We start from the raw sequence: 15,276 nt of genomic DNA, 5'->3' as shown, positions 1-15,276 counted from the left end.
TGGCTTTATTTTGTCTCCCTAGACTCTTCCTGTCGTCATGAGCGAGTCATGCAAAGCTCCTGGCGCGTATGCCATATCGACGAACGATTCACTTTCGACAGGAATGCCGTTCATGAAGTCAACCTCCATGCGGTCCGCCGCACTCGCATCGTCGGCGCCAGCGCGACCCATTTCGACCCGCAGCCTGATCGTCGCGACCACGATCGGCAATGCCTTCGAGTTTTTCGATCTCACCGTCTACAGCTTCTTTGCCGTCCTTCTGGGCAAACTCTTTTTCCCGCTTGCCACGCCACAACAACAGTTATTGCTTTCCGTGGGCACGTTCGGCGTGGGCTTCATCGCCCGACCGCTGGGCGGCGTCATGTTCGGGCTGATCGCAGACCGCTTTGGGCGCGTCGCCGCGATGAACCTCACGCTGCTGGCCATGGCGCTCGGCACGGGCTTGATCGGCCTCACGCCCACCTACGCGCAGATCGGCATCGCCGCGCCGCTCCTCGTGCTCGTCGCACGGCTTCTTCAGGGGTTCTCCGCGGGCGGCGAAGTCGGCGTGGCGACGACCCTGCTTGCCGAGCGAGCGCGTGTTGGCGAGCGCGGTTTCATCACGAGCTGGCAGTTCGCGAGCCAGGGCGCAGCCGCTCTCGCCGGCTCTTTCGTCGGCTTTCTGCTCTCGCACTTTCTCGACACGGCTTCGCTGGAGAGCTGGGGCTGGCGTGTGCCGTTTCTCGCGGGCGTGTTGATCGCGCCGCTTGGCCTCTACCTTCGCGCGCGCATCGGCGACGATGCGCACCGCGCATCCGACGCCAGCCATGGCGGGCACGGCGTGCTTCGGACCGTCTTCACACGCGACGGCAAACAGCTTCTCCTCGCCCTGCTGCTCGTCATTGGCGGTACGTCCGCGCATTTCATCGTGCTCTATTACATGTCGACCTATGCGATCAAGGTCCTGCACCTGCCCATGGATACCGCCATGTGGTGCGGCATGCTTTCGGGTGCGGTGATGCTGGTAATGTCGCCGATTGGCGGGCGCTGGTCGGATCGCTACGGCCGCAAACGCGTCACTTTCGTTTCGCGCGCGCTGCTCACACTGCTCATCCTGCCCGGGTTTCTCGCGATCACGCACAAGCCATCCGTCCTCACGCTTTATCTCGTCGTCTGCGCTCTCGCGTCACTGCATTCCATCAACGCTGGCGCAACCGGCCCTCTGCTTCCGGAACTCTTCCCACGCAGCACGCGTGCAACCGGGCTTTCGCTTTCCTATGCGGCCGGTGTTTCGATCTTCGGCGGCTTCGCGCAGTTCATCGTCACCTGGCTCATCGGCGCGACAGGCGAACCCACTTCGCCGGCATGGTACGTAATCGTATGTGGCCTGCTTTCGCTCGTGCCTCTCGCTTTCATCACGGAACGGGCCAACGAAGAGATCTAGCCGCTTCCCGCTTCTTTTCACGTCCGTTTTTCATCCCGCTGCAACCGAATACTCTGCTATGTACGACACGCCAAACACTGCCTCATCCACCTCCGACACTAATTCGTTATGCGAATTATCTGCGCTCGCGCTGCTCGAACTTCAGTTGAAGCGCGAAGTGAGTGCCGTCGAGATACTCGACTCCCACCTCGCCCGCATTGAAACGGTCAACCCGCGCGTCAACGCGCTCGTCACCGTCGCCGATCCGGAGCGACTCCGCGCACGCGCCCGGGAGATCGATGCGCGCTGGGCGCGTGGCGAATGGCAAGGCGCTTTGCACGGCCTTCCCGTCTCGCAGAAAGACCTGACCGCCACGCGCGGTGTTCGCACCACGTATGGCTCGAAGGCCTTCGAACATCACGTGCCGGACCATAGCGCACTGATCGTGCGGCGCTGCGATTCAGCAGGCGCGCTCATGATCGGCAAGTCGAACACGCCCGAGTTCGGCGCGGGCTCGCATACGTTCAACGATGTGTTCGGCGCGACCCGCAACCCGTGGGACCCGAGCAAGTCCGCCGGCGGAAGCAGCGGCGGCGCAGCGGCTTCGGTGGCTTGCGGCATGAATCCGCTTGCCTGTGGCAGCGACATGGGCGGCTCGCTGCGCAATCCCGCGGCCTGGAACGCCATCGTGGGGCTGCGGCCGTCGCCGGGGCGCGTGCCGCGCGCGCCCGATCTCAACGGCTGGACCACGCTGGGCGTGGACGGCCCGATGGCGCGCAACGTGGCGGATACTGCCTTGCTCCTCAGCGCGATCGCCGGTCCGAGCGGCGAAACCGCAACCGAGCTGGGCGAGCCCGGTGCACGGTTCGCGCGGCCCCTGCAGCGCGATTTCCGCGGTGTGCGCGTGGCCTTCTCGGAGAGTCTCGCGGGGCTGCCCGTGGACCCCGAAATCCGGCGCATGGTGCAAACGCAGGCGGCCGTATTCGAATCGCTCGGCTGCGAAGTGGTTTTCGCGGACCCCGATCTCGCAGACGCCGAAGACGTCTTCCGAATGGAGCGCGCGTGGATGGTCGGCACGCTCGTTCAGCAGCTCGATGCGCAAGCGCAGTCGCTCCTGAAGCCCGAGATCGAAGACGAATGCCGCCTGCACCGCTCGATGAGCGCCGCCGATCTCGGCCAGATGTTCGTGCGCAAGACGGCGCTCTTTCAGCGTATGCGCGAATTCATGAGCCAGCATCCGTTCTACGTGTTGCCGGCCACGCAGATGCATCCATTCGACGCTTCGCTGCGCTGGCCCACCTCATTCATGGGCGAGCGCTATACGTCGTACATCGACTGGATGCGCATCTGCTGGTATCTCTCCTCGACCGAATCGCCGGTGCTTGCCGTGCCGTGCGGTTTCAGTGCCTCGGGACTGCCGGTCGGCATGCAGATCGCCGGCCGCTACCGCGACGACTGGGGTGTACTGCAACTCGGCTATGCCTATGAGCAGGCGGCCGCGCACAGCATGCCGAGCCCGCCCGTGATCGGCGCCTAGCGCCTGCGCCCTTCGCGGCGCCTCCACGCAATCCGGTTTCCCTGGGCGCTCCGCGTGAGAGCGCCCCAACCTCGCGTGCCCGCTCCTCGCGGCGCGCTCCTGTTCGTGCAGTCACAACCTGAGCGTCTGACCACATGAAAAAAAAGCTTCTCGCAGTTTGCGCAGCGGCCGCCACACCCGCGCTCGCGCAGGCACAAAGCTCCGTCACGCTGTACGGCATCATCGACGAAGGCATCAGTTATTTCAGCAATGTCGCCACGGCCAACGCAGGCGGCGGTGTTTCCGGTCACAGCGCCGTGCGTCTCTTGAGCGGCGTGATGCAGCAAAGCCGCTGGGGGCTGCGCGGTTCAGAGGACGTGGGCGGCGGCTTCAAGACGATTTTCGTGCTGGAGAACGGCTTTGACGCGAGCACGGGGAAGGCCGGCCAGGGCGGACTGCTGTTCGGCAAGAAGGCCTATGTGGGCATGGCTTCGCCGTACGGCACACTCACGCTCGGGCGCCAGTACGACACCAACGTCGACATGATCGGCACGATGGAAGCGGGTGGCCAGTGGGGCGGCTACATGGTCGCGCACCCCGGCGACCTCGACAATATCAACAACACCAACTCCACCAACAACGCTATCAAGTTCACAAGCAACACGTATGCGGGTTTCACATTCGCGGGGATGTTCAGCCCAGGCGGCGTGGCCGGCAACTTCGCGCGCAATCGCATCTGGTCGGCAACGGCGGGCTATGCGAATGGCGCGCTCACGCTCGCTGCGGGCTATCTCGACGTGCAGAACCCCAACACCGCCTTTTTCGGAAGCGGCGGCAGCCCGGCCGCCGTCGTCAACGGCGTGCCGGGCAACAACATGCTCTCGCCTGTCTACTCGGGCTACGCATCCGCGCAATCGATGGGTGTATTCGCCGCCGCGGCCGCCATCACGGCGGGCTCGGGCACTGCGGGCGTTGTCTACTCGAACACGCGCTTTCGCGATCTCGGCGATCTTTCCTCCGGTCCCAACCCGCGTGGCCTGAGCGGCACGGCGATGTTCAACAATGTCGAAGTCAATTTCCGCTATCAATTCACGCCATTTCTGCTGTGGGGTATTGCGTACAACTACACACACGGCAATTCGATGGCGGGCGAAAGCGGCGCGACGTACAACCAGTTCGCGACGGGCGTCGACTATCTGCTTTCGAAGCGCACCGACGTCTACCTGATTGGCGTTTATCAGCATGCGTCGGGAACCGATTCGACCGGCAACGCCGCCGTGGCCGCCATCAATGGACCTTCCGCATCCGCAAACGACAAGCAGGCGATCATTCGCGTTGGTATGCGGCACAAGTTCTGATACGGCGCGCCTCATGGAGGCGCTATAGAACAACGGCGCCTCGAATGAGGCGCCGCCCTTTACTGCGTCATTTGAATAATCGTGCCGCCGCTCAGGACAATTACGCCGTTGCCTCGGCGCGCAGGCGATAGACGAGCTGGTTGTCCTTACCCTGCAGCAGCGGCGTGAGCGTGAAATTGAACTCGATGTTCTTGTACGTATCGGCTTTCAGGCCGAGCGCCGTACCACCGGTCTTTTCCGTCACGGGCGGAATCAGTTCTTCACGGGTCGCGTAGGCGAAGTCGTCCCAAATGAGCGGATCGCCTTCGATATTGAATTGCGTCGTGAGCTTGCGGCTGTTATCCGCCGAGACGAAGAAGTGCACGTGCGCCGGGCGGTTGCCGTGGCGGCCAAGACCGTTGAGCAGCTGCTGGGTCGAGCCGTGCGGCGGGCAGCCGTAGCCCACCGGCATGAGCGTGCGGAATTCGTACTTGCCGTCTGCGCCGGTCTTGACCGCGCCGCGCAGGTTGAAGTCGTCCTGTGCGCCGGTCGGGTCGAAGTGCGAGTAGAAGCCCTTCGAATTGGCGTGCCAGCATTCGACTACGGCGCCCGCGAGCGGCTTGCCGTCGAGGCCGGTGACCGTGCCGTGAATCACGAGCGGACCCGCATCGGCGTCCGGGTTGATGTCGATTCGCGAAACGCTCTCGTGCACCGGTGCGCCCGCAACGTAAAGCGGCCCTTCGATGGTGCGCGGCGTGCCGCCTTCGAGACCCACCGCCTTGTCGGCGGCATCCATGCGGATGTCGAGGTACTTTTCCAGACCAAGACCCGCAGCGAGCAGCGCCGCTTCGCCGTCCTGGCCGAGCTTGTTCAGATAGTTCACGCCGGCCCAGATTTCATCGGGCGTGATGTCGAGATCGTCGATGGCCTTGAACAGGTCGCCCAGCAGTCGATGAGTGATCTGCTGGAAACGGGCATTGCCGCTGCTACCGTTGAGATTCGCCGCTGCCTTCAGCAGGTCCTGCACTTCCTTTGTTTCGAATACTTTTGCGCTCATGGTCTTTGTCTCCTGGTGATTCCTGGTGCTTGCTGATATTGGGGGGATTAGCTCAAGCGTCGTTGTCCCGAACCGAGGACGGGTGGCGACACAACGGCGTGACCGTTATCTTCATGTACGGGAAAAGCGGCAAGGCGGTGAGGATGTCGTGCAGTTCTGCATTGCTCTCTACATCGAAGATGCTGTAGTTCGCGTACTCGCCCACCAGTCGCCAGATATGGCGCCACTTGCCGCTGCGTTGCAGCTCCTGCGAATACTCCTTTTCGCGCGACTTGATCTGATTGGCGACTTCGGCAGGCATGTCGGCCGGGATGTTCACATCCATTCGTACGTGGAAAAGCATCGTCTTGTCCGTTTATCAGGTGTCCAGATTACTTCGTGACTTTCATCAGGCCGTCGCGGGTGAAGCGCTTGACCTTCGCTTCATCCAGTTCGATGCCCAGACCCGGCCCGTTCGGCACCGTCAGCTCGAAGTCGCTGTAGTCCAGCGGGGAAGTGAGAATCTCTTCGGTGATCAGCAAGGGGCCAAAGAGTTCAGTGCCCCACTGGAGGTTCGCGAAGCTCGCGAACAGGTGTGCCGACGCCACCGTGCTGAACGCACCTTCGAGCATCGTGCCGCCGTACAGCTCGATACCCGCGGCGTCCGCAATCGTGGCCACGCGCTGCGCCGCGAACAGTCCGCCGCTTTGTTCGATCTTGATGGCGAACACATCGGCGCCCTCGTTCTTCGCAATCTCGAACGCGCTTTCCGGGCCTTGCAGGATTTCGTCGGCCATCAACGCCACCGGGAAACGGCGCATGAGGCGCGCCAGCGCCGCGGGCGTTGCGACCGGCTGTTCGACCAGTTCGCAGCCGGCTTCCGCCAGCGCGGGAATCGCCCACGCCGCCTGCGTCTCGCTCCAGGCCATGTTGACGTCCACGCGCACGGCGGCGCGATCGCCCATCGCCTTCTTGATTTCGGCAACGTGCTTGATGTCCGTCTTGAGTTCCTTCGCGCCGATCTTCAGCTTGAAGATCTTGTGGCGGCGTACTTCGAGCATCGACTCGGCTTCGGCGATGTCCTTGGCCGTATCGCCCGAAGCGAGCGTCCATGCCACCGGCAGGCGCTCGCGGCGGCGGCCGCCCAGCAGTTCGCTCACCGGCACGCCGAGGCGCTTGCCCTGCGCATCGAGCAGCGCGGTTTCCAGCGCGCACTTGGCGAAGTGATTGACCTTTACGAGCTTGCCCAGGTGCGCCATGAGCGCCTGGATACGCGTGGCGTCCTGGCCGATCATCGCCGGCGCGAAGTAGGCGTCGATCGCCAGTTTCATCGCTTCCGGGCTTTCCGGGCCGTAGGCCATGCCGGCAATCGTCGTACCTTCACCGATGCCGGTCACGCCATCGCTGCAGTAGACCTTTACCAGCATCAGGGTTTGCCCGTACATCGTGGCGACGGATAGCTTGTGAGGGCGAATCGTCGGCAGATCTACCAGGCGGGTTTCGATACGTTCGATCGTCGCTGCATTCATTAGGATGTCGTATTAACTACGCGTGGGGATTCATCCCAGAAATTAGAGACTGGCGCCATATCTGTCAAATCAATCATATATGGCGGGTATCATCCATGGCATCGATTTTCATGGGGCGACTGCCGACTGATAACGCGGCGCCAGTCCAAGATGTTCGAGCAATCGCCCGAACTCGCCGAGCCTGCGCTTCACGTAAGCGGGCACCTCGACGTCCGCGTAGTCATAGAAGCCTTTGCCGTCGCGAATGCCATCACGCCCTTCCTCCATATGGCGCGTGACGATGGAGGCCGGTTCGAAGCGCTGACCGATCTCATTCGCGAGGTAATGCGACGCGTAATAGAGAATGTCGCAACCGCCCCAGTCGATGAACTCCAGCAACCCCAGGATCGAAAAGCGCAGACCAAAGCCCGTACGCACGGCCGTGTCGATGTCGTGTGCGCTGGCCACGCCCTCCTCCACCATGCGCGCCGCCTCGTTCATGACGAGCGCCTGAAGGCGCGGCACGATATAGCCCGCCGATGGCGCGCATTCCACGCTGACCTTGCCCGCGCGGCGCAGCAGATCCTTGAGCCGCGCGACGACCGCATCGTCCGTCAAGCTGCTGCGGCTGATCTCGACGAGCGGCATGAGATGTGCGGGATTGAGCCAGTGAGCATTGACGAGACGCCGCGGATGCGTGACCACCTTTTGCAGATCGGTGACGAGAAACGTCGATGTCGTGGACGCAATCGTCGCCGCATCGCCGACATGCGCACAGAGCCACGCGAACGCCGCCTCTTTGGCTGGCATCACTTCGGGCACCGCCTCGAACACGACCTCGCAGCCGGCGAGCGAGGCCTCGGCGCCCACGCGATCGAGCACTTCGACACGCGCGAGCGCTTCGTCGGCCTCGCTGGCGTCGATGCGCCCGAAGTCGACCAGGGTCTGCAATTGCCGCGCGATTTCGCCGAGGGCGGCCGCGGCGAACGCGGTGCGCGCTGCCTGATCACGCTCTTTGAAGTCGATGAGCGTCACGTGCAATCCGGCAAACGCGAACGCGAGCGCAATGCCCTGACCCATGCGTCCCGCGCCGAGCACATGTACGCGCTTTACGTCGGCGGCGCTGTGCATCATGCGAGCCCCCGTGCCAGCATATTGCGCATGGCTTCGCGCGAAAGCGTGGCCAGCCCGAGGTTTTCGAGCGTGCGCCCTTCGCCATAGAGGTCCCGCTCCGACACCGCGCTCGCGATGCTCAGAAGTCCCTGTGCGACCGGCGTAGGCACGCCAGCCCAGCGCCCTACCGAAACGATGAGCGAGAGGCCGAGCCGCGTGTCCTCCAGCATGTAGCGGTGCGCCTTCAGGTCGATCTTCTCGCGCCAGTCGCCGCTGTCCGTGAGTTTGCCGTGCGCGCCGCGCCCGTACATCCACTCGTCGCCCTCACTTGCGTAGTGATCGGCGAGCGGAAAGTGCGGCGCGCCGTATCCCAACGCTTCGCGCACCGCCATGCGCTCGGCGTCGAGCGCATTCGTCACGCGGCGAATCGACGGCTGCGTGCCTTCGTTGTGAATGTCCCAAGCGTCGAAATGCTCGAGCGGCCCCGCGTTCATCATGATGAGTGGCGGGTGTATCACCGGCCCCGCATTCATGAGCGCGCCGCTCAACGCATCTTCGATGGGCTCGACGCTCGCGTAGCCTTCCTTGAGCACTGGAAACGCCCACTCGCCCGCTTCTGCCGGAAACACACCGGTAGGCAGCCGCGTGGCGTAGGCGCTAATGACCACATCGTTCTCGCCGTGGCGTCGTACGAGATACGGCAACGTGCCCGTTTCCGCGAACGCCACGCGCGCGCGGTTGCCCGCGTCGGCCATCGCCTTCGCGAACACATAACTGCCAAATGTGCCCGGCGGCAGAAATACCACCTGATCGTCTGCAAGGTGAGGCGCGAGTTGGCTTGCCAGCGATTCGTGCGTGGTAGACGGCAGCGGGATCACGATGAGGCGCGCCTCGCGCACCGCGCTGCCGAGATCGTCAGCAAGCCGTATCGCGCCGCGCGTCTCGCCAACCGGCACGCGCCGCTTGCCGCGCCAGTCCTTCACGTTCAGTTCGCCAAGCTCGCGCAAACGCGCGCATGCGGCGGTATCGCGCCGCCACCACGTCACGTCGTGGCCCTTTTCGAGCATGTCGATCGCCGCCGCAAAGCACCCGTGCCCGCCACCCAGTACGCTAACCTTCATTCTCAACCTCCTTGTGCAATCACTTGATTCATGGGTTAGCGTCGAGATTAAAGGGGCGGCACGCGCACTGCGATTCAACACGCGCAATCGCTATTCAATGCCGGCAACACATTCGCGCGGCGTATGAGGGTGAATCCTTTCTTGCACAGACTTATTGACCATCGGATCATATGCGCGAGGCTCTGCCGTCACTTCGAGGCTATTGAACGATGGAAATTGCGATTCCCCGCAAACACAGCAACCGGCTCGGCGCCTCGCGTGCGCGCGAGGACGTCGAGCGCGAAGTGGCGAAGTTGCTTTGCGAGCACCGCATGGAAGTATCGGGCCGAGAGCCGCTGAATGCCGAACTGTATGGCGTCGCGATGCATCGTGCGAGCCTGCTCGAGCTGTGCTACGGCCGCGAGACGCAGATCGATGCGGGCGAACTCGATCATCATTACCTCTTTCGCACGACACTTGCAGGCCGTTGCGAACTGCAATCGGGCAATGAGCGCGTGTCGCTTTCGGCGGGTAGCCTCAGCGTGTCGTCGCCTTCGCGCAAGAGCCGCATTCGCACCGACACGGCGTGCCGCAGCCTGCTGCTGCGTATCGATCGCGCCGCGCTCGAGATCAAGCTCGCGGAGATGCTGCAAAGCTCGCTGCGCCGCCCGCTCGTGTTCGACCTCGAAATTGGCGGCACACACAGCGGGGCCGCCGTGTTTCATTCCACCCTGCGCTATTTGTGCACCCTGTGCGAGCAGATCGAGCCGAGCGCGCGCGACAGTCTGCTCGGTCCCGAACTCACGCAGTGGCTCGCCACGTTGTTGCTCATGCAACTTCCCCATTCATACAGCGAAATGCTCGCGCGCGGCGCGAAGCCGCCGCTGCCCGCGCACGTCAAACGGGCGCGCGACTATATCGCGTCGCATCTCGGCGATACGCTTGCGGTTGCAACGCTCGCGCACGTGGCGGGCGTGTCGCCCCGCACGCTGCAAAACGGCTTCAGACAGTTCCTCGACCAGTCGCCCGCCGACTATATCCGCGAGCGGCGCATCGAAGCCGTGCATCGCGCGCTGAAAGCGGAACCGGAGCGCAGCGTGACCGACGTATTGCTCGAACACGGCGTGCACAGCTTCGGCCATTTCGCGAAAGCGTATGCGCGGCGCTACGGCTATCCGCCCTCCGCGACCGCGAAGTGCGTCTCGTGAATCGCGCCCCATGCCAAACGCCACTGACCCCATAGCGCCCTCGGGCGACGATCCCCTCGACACACCTGCCGACGCACTGCGCGTGCAGGATCTCGACCTGAATCTGCTCAAGACCTTCAACGCGGTCTATGCGGAAAAGCACGTCGGGCGCGCGGCGCTGCGCCTTGGCATCACGCAGCCTTCGGTGAGCCATGCGCTAGGACGGCTGCGCCTCCTGTTTCATGACGCCCTCTTCGTGCGCACGGGCGGCGGCGTCGAACCCACGCCGCGGGCGCAGCGTCTCGCGGCCTCGATCGACCGCGCGCTCGCCATACTCCAGGCCGTGCTCGACGAAGGCGCCCAGTTCTCGCCCGCCACATCCCGCCGCACCTTTCGGCTGCATATGAGCGATTTCGCGGAAAGCGCATTCTTGCCCACCTTGATGCGCGAACTCGACGAGCGCGCGCCCGGCGTCGTGATCGAGACACTACATATCGAGGAAAGCCAGTTCAACGTGGCGGTGGAGTCGGGGCGCATCGACTTTGCAATGGGCCATTTTCCCCATGCATTCGCGCATTTCCATCGCAGCGAACTGCTGCAGGAGCGCTATGTCCTGATGATGGCGCGCCGAGTAGCCGAGCGTTACGGACTCGACGATCATTTCGTGCTCGACGCCACGTTGCCGCCCGCGCTGCAGTTCATCTCGGTGAGCTCGCACCCGCAAGCGATGGCGCTTCTCGAACAGCATGGCCTGACCTCACGCGTGCGTGTCGCCGTGCCGAACTTCATGGTCGTGCCCCCGATACTCTATCGCTGCGACTATGCGCTCATCCTGCCGCGCACCGTCGCGCGCGCATTCGCGCCGCTCGGCGAGATGGCCGCGTTCGAGATCGCCAATGCGTCGACGTGGCCCGTCAACGCATACTGGCATCGGCGCTTCGACGCCGATCCGGGCCACCGCTGGCTGCGTGCGCTATTGATGGAACTGTTCCACATCGGTACACGCGAGCCGTACGACAGCTGGCTCGCGATTCCGCCCAATCTCAAGCCGCCCGCCCTCAATGCATAAGGGCGAACGCCTCGTTTAGAACGACGTGAGAATGCCCGCCACGATCGAGCTTGCCGTGGCGCCTGGCTTGCCGAGCGGCACCGCGCCGCCGCCCGCGCCGTTAATGGAAAACGCGGCGTGCTCGCCGTTGTGGACCAGCGCCGCGCCCGTATAGAGCACCGTGCGCTTCGAGAGCGGATAGTCGAGGCGCAGGCCGTACGAGTCGGCATTGCCCTCGCTGTCCGCGATCTTGTGATAGTGACCGTAGCTCACGAGCAGCGACGCGCGGCCAATGGGCACCGTCGCATTCAATTCGAAGAAGTCGTTGTGCGGGTTCGAATATGCGCTTGCCACCGCTGTCGTCACGTCGGGACCGCCACGATGGCGCAAATAGATGAACGCGGGCTTGACGAAGCCGAAATCGTATGAGATCGCGCCGAGCGCGTAGTTGCCGGTGCCGGTGGGGCTCGTCGGCGACAGCGCCGCAGCCGTTGCCGTGCTGAACTTCTGCTGCATGTAGTCGACGTCGATCGAAAGCGGCCCGTTCGCGTAGTTGACGCCGGCGCCATAGGTGTCGCCGAGTGTGGAAGGCACGTTGCTCGCGCCGTTCGCGCCGCGCGAAGCGGTGGCGCGCAGGAGAAACCCGGCCAGGCGCGGCGACGTGTAGCGCAGCGTGTTGCTCGTACGCAGGAACCAGGGCTGCACGAAGTTGTTCGACGCATTGCCCCATGCAAGGCCCGCGCCGTATCCCGGCAAGCTGTAGGTCACGAACGACGTGTGCAGGATCGTATAGGTTTCGCCGGCCTGCAGGCCGCCAAAAGGTCCGGTCAACCCCACCCACGCCTCACGGCCGAACAGTGCGCCGTTGCCGCTGATCGCACCCGTGGCGGAATTGAAGCCGTTTTCGAGCTTGAAGATCGTCGCGTATCCGCCGCCGAGATCCTCCACGCCCTTCAAGCCCCATTGCGTCGCGAAGAGATTGCCCGTTCCCATGCGCACCACGTGATTCGGCCCGAAGTTCGCGTACTCGATCGACGTGTCGATGCGGCCATAGAGCGTGAGGCTCGATTGAGCGAGCGCCGGTGCGGCCGCCACGCCCACGATTGCAATACACCACTTCCAGTTGGTCATTTATGTCGTCCCCGCGAGTCATGAAGAATCGGGGCGAGTCTAGAAAGGCCAATAACCCGAGTCGATCTAACCAGCCGCATATCACTTATAGATTGCGTTCATGAACGCCGCGGCACGTGGTCAAAGAGGCCGCGAACGCCCGTCTGTGCGGCAATTCCCGGAGAGACCCCTGGTAATTTCTTTAGGCCGCTCGGTAGTTGCGAGCAGACGGCTGGGAAATTTGTATCTATGTCTGTGAAATTTGTTTGCGTACGCTGGTCCCCCAGAGTGCATGCACCTGAGACCACACGACCGACACATCGGAGATACGCCATGACCCCCACGCCCGCCAGCGCGCCAGCCAGCCCAACGAGCGCCAGACGCTACACCTATGAGTGGTACGTAGTGCTCATCTGCATGCTCGCCTATGTCTTTTCGTTCGTCGATCGCCAGGTGCTGGCGCTCATGATCGAGCCGATCAAGCGAGACCTGCATCTCACCGATACGCAGTTCAGCCTCGTGCACGGCTTCGCGTTCTCGCTCTTCTACGCGGTAATGGGGATTCCGCTCGCGTACCTCGCCGACCGCTTTGCGCGCCCGCGCATCATCGCCACGGGCATCGCGCTCTGGAGCGTCGCCACGGCCGCTTGCGGCGTCAGCCAAAACTTCCTGCACATGTTTCTCGCGCGCATGAGCGTGGGCGTGGGCGAAGCCTCGCTCTCGCCGGGCACCTATTCCATGCTCGCCGACTACTTCCCCAAGGAAAAGCTCGGCCGCGCGGCAGGCGTCTATTCGTTGGGCTCGTTCATTGGCGGCGGCATTGCGTTTTTGATCGGCGGCTATGTGATCGCGCTGCTCAAGCAGGCCTCGATGGTCACGCTGCCCGTGGTCGGTTCCGTGCATGGCTGGCAAGTCACGTTCTTTATCGTGGGGCTGCCGGGGCTTCTCGTGGGTCTTCTCTTCATCCTCACGGTACGCGATCCGCAGCGCAAGGGGCTCGTGCAGGACGCGAGCGGCAATGCCCGGCGCGTTTCGATCGCCGAGTCCGCGCGCTTTATTCGTTCGCATGGCAAAACATTCTTTTGCCACTACATCGGCTTCTCGTTCTACGCGATGACGCTGTTCTGCCTCATGAGCTGGACGCCCGCGTTTTATATCCGCCGCTTCGGCATGTCGCCGGTGGAAGCGGGCTATACGCTCGGCACGATCCTGCTCGTGGCCAATACGACAGGCGTGTTCTGCGGCGGATGGCTGAACGACTGGCTGATGCGCCGCGGCCGCACCGACGGCCCCATGCTCGCCGGTTGCATTGGCGCAGCGGCCATGGTGCTGCCTGCTGCCGCTTTTACGCAGGTGAGCAGCCTTGGCGGCTCGCTCACGCTGCTCGTGATCGCCATGTTCTTCGCCTCGTTCCCGATGCCGACCTCGACCGCCGCGATGCAAACGCTCGCGCCCAACCAGATGCGTGCGCAGATTTCCGCCGTGTTCCTGCTCGTGTCGAACCTGCTCGGGCTTGGCGTCGGCACCACGCTCGTCGCATTGTTGACCGACAAGGTGTTCGGCACGCCGCTTGCCGTTGGGCATTCCATGTCGATCGTGAGCCTCGTCGCGGCGCTGCTCGCGACCGTGCTGCTGGGCTTCGGCTGCCGCCAGTTCCGCCTGAGCCTCGCGCGTGAGGACGCGCAATCGCATGGCGCAGACGCCGACGTGGACGCACAAGGCGTGGCAGCCGCAACGCTGAGCGCCACGCGCGCCTGAGATCAACAAGCGCCTCCCGCGCCCGCATTATCAATGGCATTTATCCGGGAGGCCATTTTTTATCGATTTGCCCGATCGACCGGGCGGCCGTATGCTCGGTTCAACCCCTCGCGCATCGCGCGCGAGTGTTCCATTCAGTCCAGCATCAAGCAACTACCGCTACTTCAGCGATCGGGCCTCAACATGCAAGCCACTTCATTCAAGGTTCGCGTCGACGCAATGCACGACGAAGCACACGGCATTCGCTCGTTCAGCATTTCGCGGCTCGACGGCCAGCCGTTCGACGCCTACGAGCCGGGCGCGCATATCGACGTCACGGCGCCGTCCGGCGTCACGCGCCAATACTCGCTCTGCGGCGACCCGGACCAGCGCGAGATGCAACTCTTCGCCGTGAAGCGCGAGAGCGCATCGCGCGGCGGCTCCCGTTCGCTGCACGACGACGTGACGGTCGGCACCGAACTCGCGGTTGGCGCGCCCCGCAATCTGTTCCAGCTTGCGCCGGGTGCGCAGCGCCACGTGCTGATTGGCGCGGGCATTGGCATTACGCCGCTTTTGTCGATGGCGTATCGCCTCGTCAAGCAGAATGCGCCATTCGAATTGCACTACTTCGCCCGCAGCCAGGAACATGCGGCGTTCCTGCCGCTGCTCGCTCGCGCGCCGTTTGCGGCCTACGTGAAGCTGCATTACGGCGTGGAGCCCGACGCGCTGGACGGCGCGCTCGCGTGGTGTCTCGCCACCGCCGCCACGGGCACGCACGTTTATACCTGCGGGCCTTCCGCGTTCATGGAGCGCGTAGTCGCAGCCGCCGAACAGCGCCTGCCCGAAGACGCGATCCATCTGGAACGCTTCGCGGCGGAGCCTGCGGCACCAGAAAGCAGTGCGGCGCTCGACGCGTTCGACGTGCAACTGGCCAGCACGGGTCAAACCGTGCGTGTGGAAAAGAACACGTCGATTGTCGATGCGCTCGCAACCATCGGCGTCGAGGTCGATACATCATGTGGAGAAGGCGTTTGCGGCACCTGCATGATCGACGTCGTGGCGGGCGAGCCTGAGCATCGCGACCACTGCCTGAGCAAGGCGGAACGCGCGAGCAACAAGGTCATCTGCTGCTGCATTTCGCGCTCGCGCTCGCCGGTTCTCGTGCTCGATCTCTGACCAACG

Annotated in this window: 13 protein-coding genes; 7 read left to right on the top strand and 6 right to left on the bottom strand. The window is 63.6% G+C overall.

The window, feature by feature from the left end:
• Positions 1–112: 112 nt before the first annotated feature.
• The 3 genes from VSR72_RS01410 to VSR72_RS01400 all read left to right on the top strand — a co-directional run bounded on the left by VSR72_RS01410 (position 113) and on the right by VSR72_RS01400 (position 4,276).
• Positions 113–1,423 carry an MFS transporter gene (locus VSR72_RS01410; protein WP_342950618.1) on the top strand — a complete coding sequence of 437 codons (1,311 nt, stop codon included), beginning with the start codon at positions 113–115 and terminating at the stop codon, positions 1,421–1,423.
• A 58-nt stretch (positions 1,424–1,481) separates the two neighbouring features.
• Positions 1,482–2,939 (top strand): amidase, encoded by a 1,458-nt coding sequence (locus VSR72_RS01405; protein WP_342950617.1) that lies wholly within the window; start codon positions 1,482–1,484, stop codon positions 2,937–2,939.
• A 134-nt stretch (positions 2,940–3,073) separates the two neighbouring features.
• Positions 3,074–4,276: a porin gene (locus VSR72_RS01400; protein ID WP_342950616.1), complete on the top strand. Its 1,203-nt coding sequence runs from the start codon at positions 3,074–3,076 to the stop codon at positions 4,274–4,276.
• Between the two features lie 100 nt (positions 4,277–4,376).
• Here VSR72_RS01400 and catA read toward each other — a convergent pair whose 3' ends face one another.
• The 5 genes from catA to VSR72_RS01375 all read right to left on the bottom strand — a co-directional run bounded on the left by catA (position 4,377) and on the right by VSR72_RS01375 (position 9,033).
• On the bottom strand, positions 4,377–5,312 hold the full coding sequence (gene catA / locus VSR72_RS01395; RefSeq protein ID WP_342950615.1) for a catechol 1,2-dioxygenase: 936 nt from the start codon (positions 5,310–5,312) through the stop codon (positions 4,377–4,379).
• A 52-nt stretch (positions 5,313–5,364) separates the two neighbouring features.
• Positions 5,365–5,655: a muconolactone Delta-isomerase gene (gene catC / locus VSR72_RS01390; RefSeq protein ID WP_342950614.1), complete on the bottom strand. Its 291-nt coding sequence runs from the start codon at positions 5,653–5,655 to the stop codon at positions 5,365–5,367.
• Between the two features lie 28 nt (positions 5,656–5,683).
• On the bottom strand, positions 5,684–6,820 hold the full coding sequence (locus VSR72_RS01385) for a muconate/chloromuconate family cycloisomerase (RefSeq protein ID WP_342950613.1): 1,137 nt from the start codon (positions 6,818–6,820) through the stop codon (positions 5,684–5,686).
• A gap of 108 nt (positions 6,821–6,928) precedes the next feature.
• On the bottom strand, positions 6,929–7,930 hold the full coding sequence (locus VSR72_RS01380) for a 3-hydroxybutyryl-CoA dehydrogenase (RefSeq protein WP_342950989.1): 1,002 nt from the start codon (positions 7,928–7,930) through the stop codon (positions 6,929–6,931).
• Positions 7,930–9,033: an NAD/NADP octopine/nopaline dehydrogenase family protein gene (locus tag VSR72_RS01375; protein ID WP_342950612.1), complete on the bottom strand. Its 1,104-nt coding sequence runs from the start codon at positions 9,031–9,033 to the stop codon at positions 7,930–7,932. The genes VSR72_RS01380 and VSR72_RS01375 overlap by 1 nt, the downstream gene beginning before the upstream one ends.
• Positions 9,034–9,242: 209 nt before the next feature.
• Here VSR72_RS01375 and VSR72_RS01370 point away from each other — a divergent pair, with 209 nt between their 5' ends.
• Complete coding sequence (locus VSR72_RS01370; protein WP_342950611.1) at positions 9,243–10,220, top strand: AraC family transcriptional regulator; 978 nt, start codon at positions 9,243–9,245, stop codon at positions 10,218–10,220.
• 10 nt (positions 10,221–10,230) lie between these two features.
• Positions 10,231–11,268, top strand: coding sequence for a LysR family transcriptional regulator (locus VSR72_RS01365; protein ID WP_342950610.1), 1,038 nt, complete (start codon positions 10,231–10,233; stop codon positions 11,266–11,268).
• A gap of 15 nt (positions 11,269–11,283) precedes the next feature.
• Here VSR72_RS01365 and VSR72_RS01360 read toward each other — a convergent pair whose 3' ends face one another.
• Positions 11,284–12,378: a porin gene (locus VSR72_RS01360; RefSeq protein WP_342950609.1), complete on the bottom strand. Its 1,095-nt coding sequence runs from the start codon at positions 12,376–12,378 to the stop codon at positions 11,284–11,286.
• A 312-nt stretch (positions 12,379–12,690) separates the two neighbouring features.
• Between VSR72_RS01360 and VSR72_RS01355 the strand changes: the two genes are divergently transcribed.
• Both VSR72_RS01355 and VSR72_RS01350 read left to right on the top strand, forming a co-directional pair.
• Positions 12,691–14,115, top strand: a complete 1,425-nt coding sequence (locus VSR72_RS01355; protein ID WP_342950608.1) for an MFS transporter — start codon at positions 12,691–12,693, stop codon at positions 14,113–14,115.
• A 183-nt stretch (positions 14,116–14,298) separates the two neighbouring features.
• A complete protein-coding gene (locus VSR72_RS01350) occupies positions 14,299–15,270 on the top strand; it encodes a PDR/VanB family oxidoreductase (protein ID WP_342950607.1) in 972 nt (323 codons plus the stop codon).
• The last annotated feature ends 6 nt before the right edge of the window (positions 15,271–15,276 follow it).

This window comes from Paraburkholderia sp. JHI869 (assembly GCF_038900775.1).
In the GTDB taxonomy this organism is placed as follows: Bacteria; Pseudomonadota; Gammaproteobacteria; order Burkholderiales; family Burkholderiaceae; genus Paraburkholderia.
Note: the sequence above shows the minus strand (reverse complement) of the source record. Positions and strands in the feature narration are given on the sequence as shown.

What these genes read in the sequence shown, in the direction of transcription:
- VSR72_RS01410 (WP_342950618.1), top strand. Translation starts at nt 113, where the DNA reads ATGAAGTCAACCTCCATGCGGTCCGCCGCACTCGCATCGTCGGCGCCA.
- VSR72_RS01405 (WP_342950617.1), top strand. Translation starts at nt 1,482, where the DNA reads ATGTACGACACGCCAAACACTGCCTCATCCACCTCCGACACTAATTCG.
- VSR72_RS01400 (WP_342950616.1), top strand. Translation starts at nt 3,074, where the DNA reads ATGAAAAAAAAGCTTCTCGCAGTTTGCGCAGCGGCCGCCACACCCGCG.
- catA (WP_342950615.1), bottom strand. Translation starts at nt 5,312, where the DNA reads ATGAGCGCAAAAGTATTCGAAACAAAGGAAGTGCAGGACCTGCTGAAG.
- catC (WP_342950614.1), bottom strand. Translation starts at nt 5,655, where the DNA reads ATGCTTTTCCACGTACGAATGGATGTGAACATCCCGGCCGACATGCCT.
- VSR72_RS01385 (WP_342950613.1), bottom strand. Translation starts at nt 6,820, where the DNA reads ATGAATGCAGCGACGATCGAACGTATCGAAACCCGCCTGGTAGATCTG.
- VSR72_RS01380 (WP_342950989.1), bottom strand. Translation starts at nt 7,930, where the DNA reads ATGCACAGCGCCGCCGACGTAAAGCGCGTACATGTGCTCGGCGCGGGA.
- VSR72_RS01375 (WP_342950612.1), bottom strand. Translation starts at nt 9,033, where the DNA reads ATGAAGGTTAGCGTACTGGGTGGCGGGCACGGGTGCTTTGCGGCGGCG.
- VSR72_RS01370 (WP_342950611.1), top strand. Translation starts at nt 9,243, where the DNA reads ATGGAAATTGCGATTCCCCGCAAACACAGCAACCGGCTCGGCGCCTCG.
- VSR72_RS01365 (WP_342950610.1), top strand. Translation starts at nt 10,231, where the DNA reads ATGCCAAACGCCACTGACCCCATAGCGCCCTCGGGCGACGATCCCCTC.
- VSR72_RS01360 (WP_342950609.1), bottom strand. Translation starts at nt 12,378, where the DNA reads ATGACCAACTGGAAGTGGTGTATTGCAATCGTGGGCGTGGCGGCCGCA.
- VSR72_RS01355 (WP_342950608.1), top strand. Translation starts at nt 12,691, where the DNA reads ATGACCCCCACGCCCGCCAGCGCGCCAGCCAGCCCAACGAGCGCCAGA.
- VSR72_RS01350 (WP_342950607.1), top strand. Translation starts at nt 14,299, where the DNA reads ATGCAAGCCACTTCATTCAAGGTTCGCGTCGACGCAATGCACGACGAA.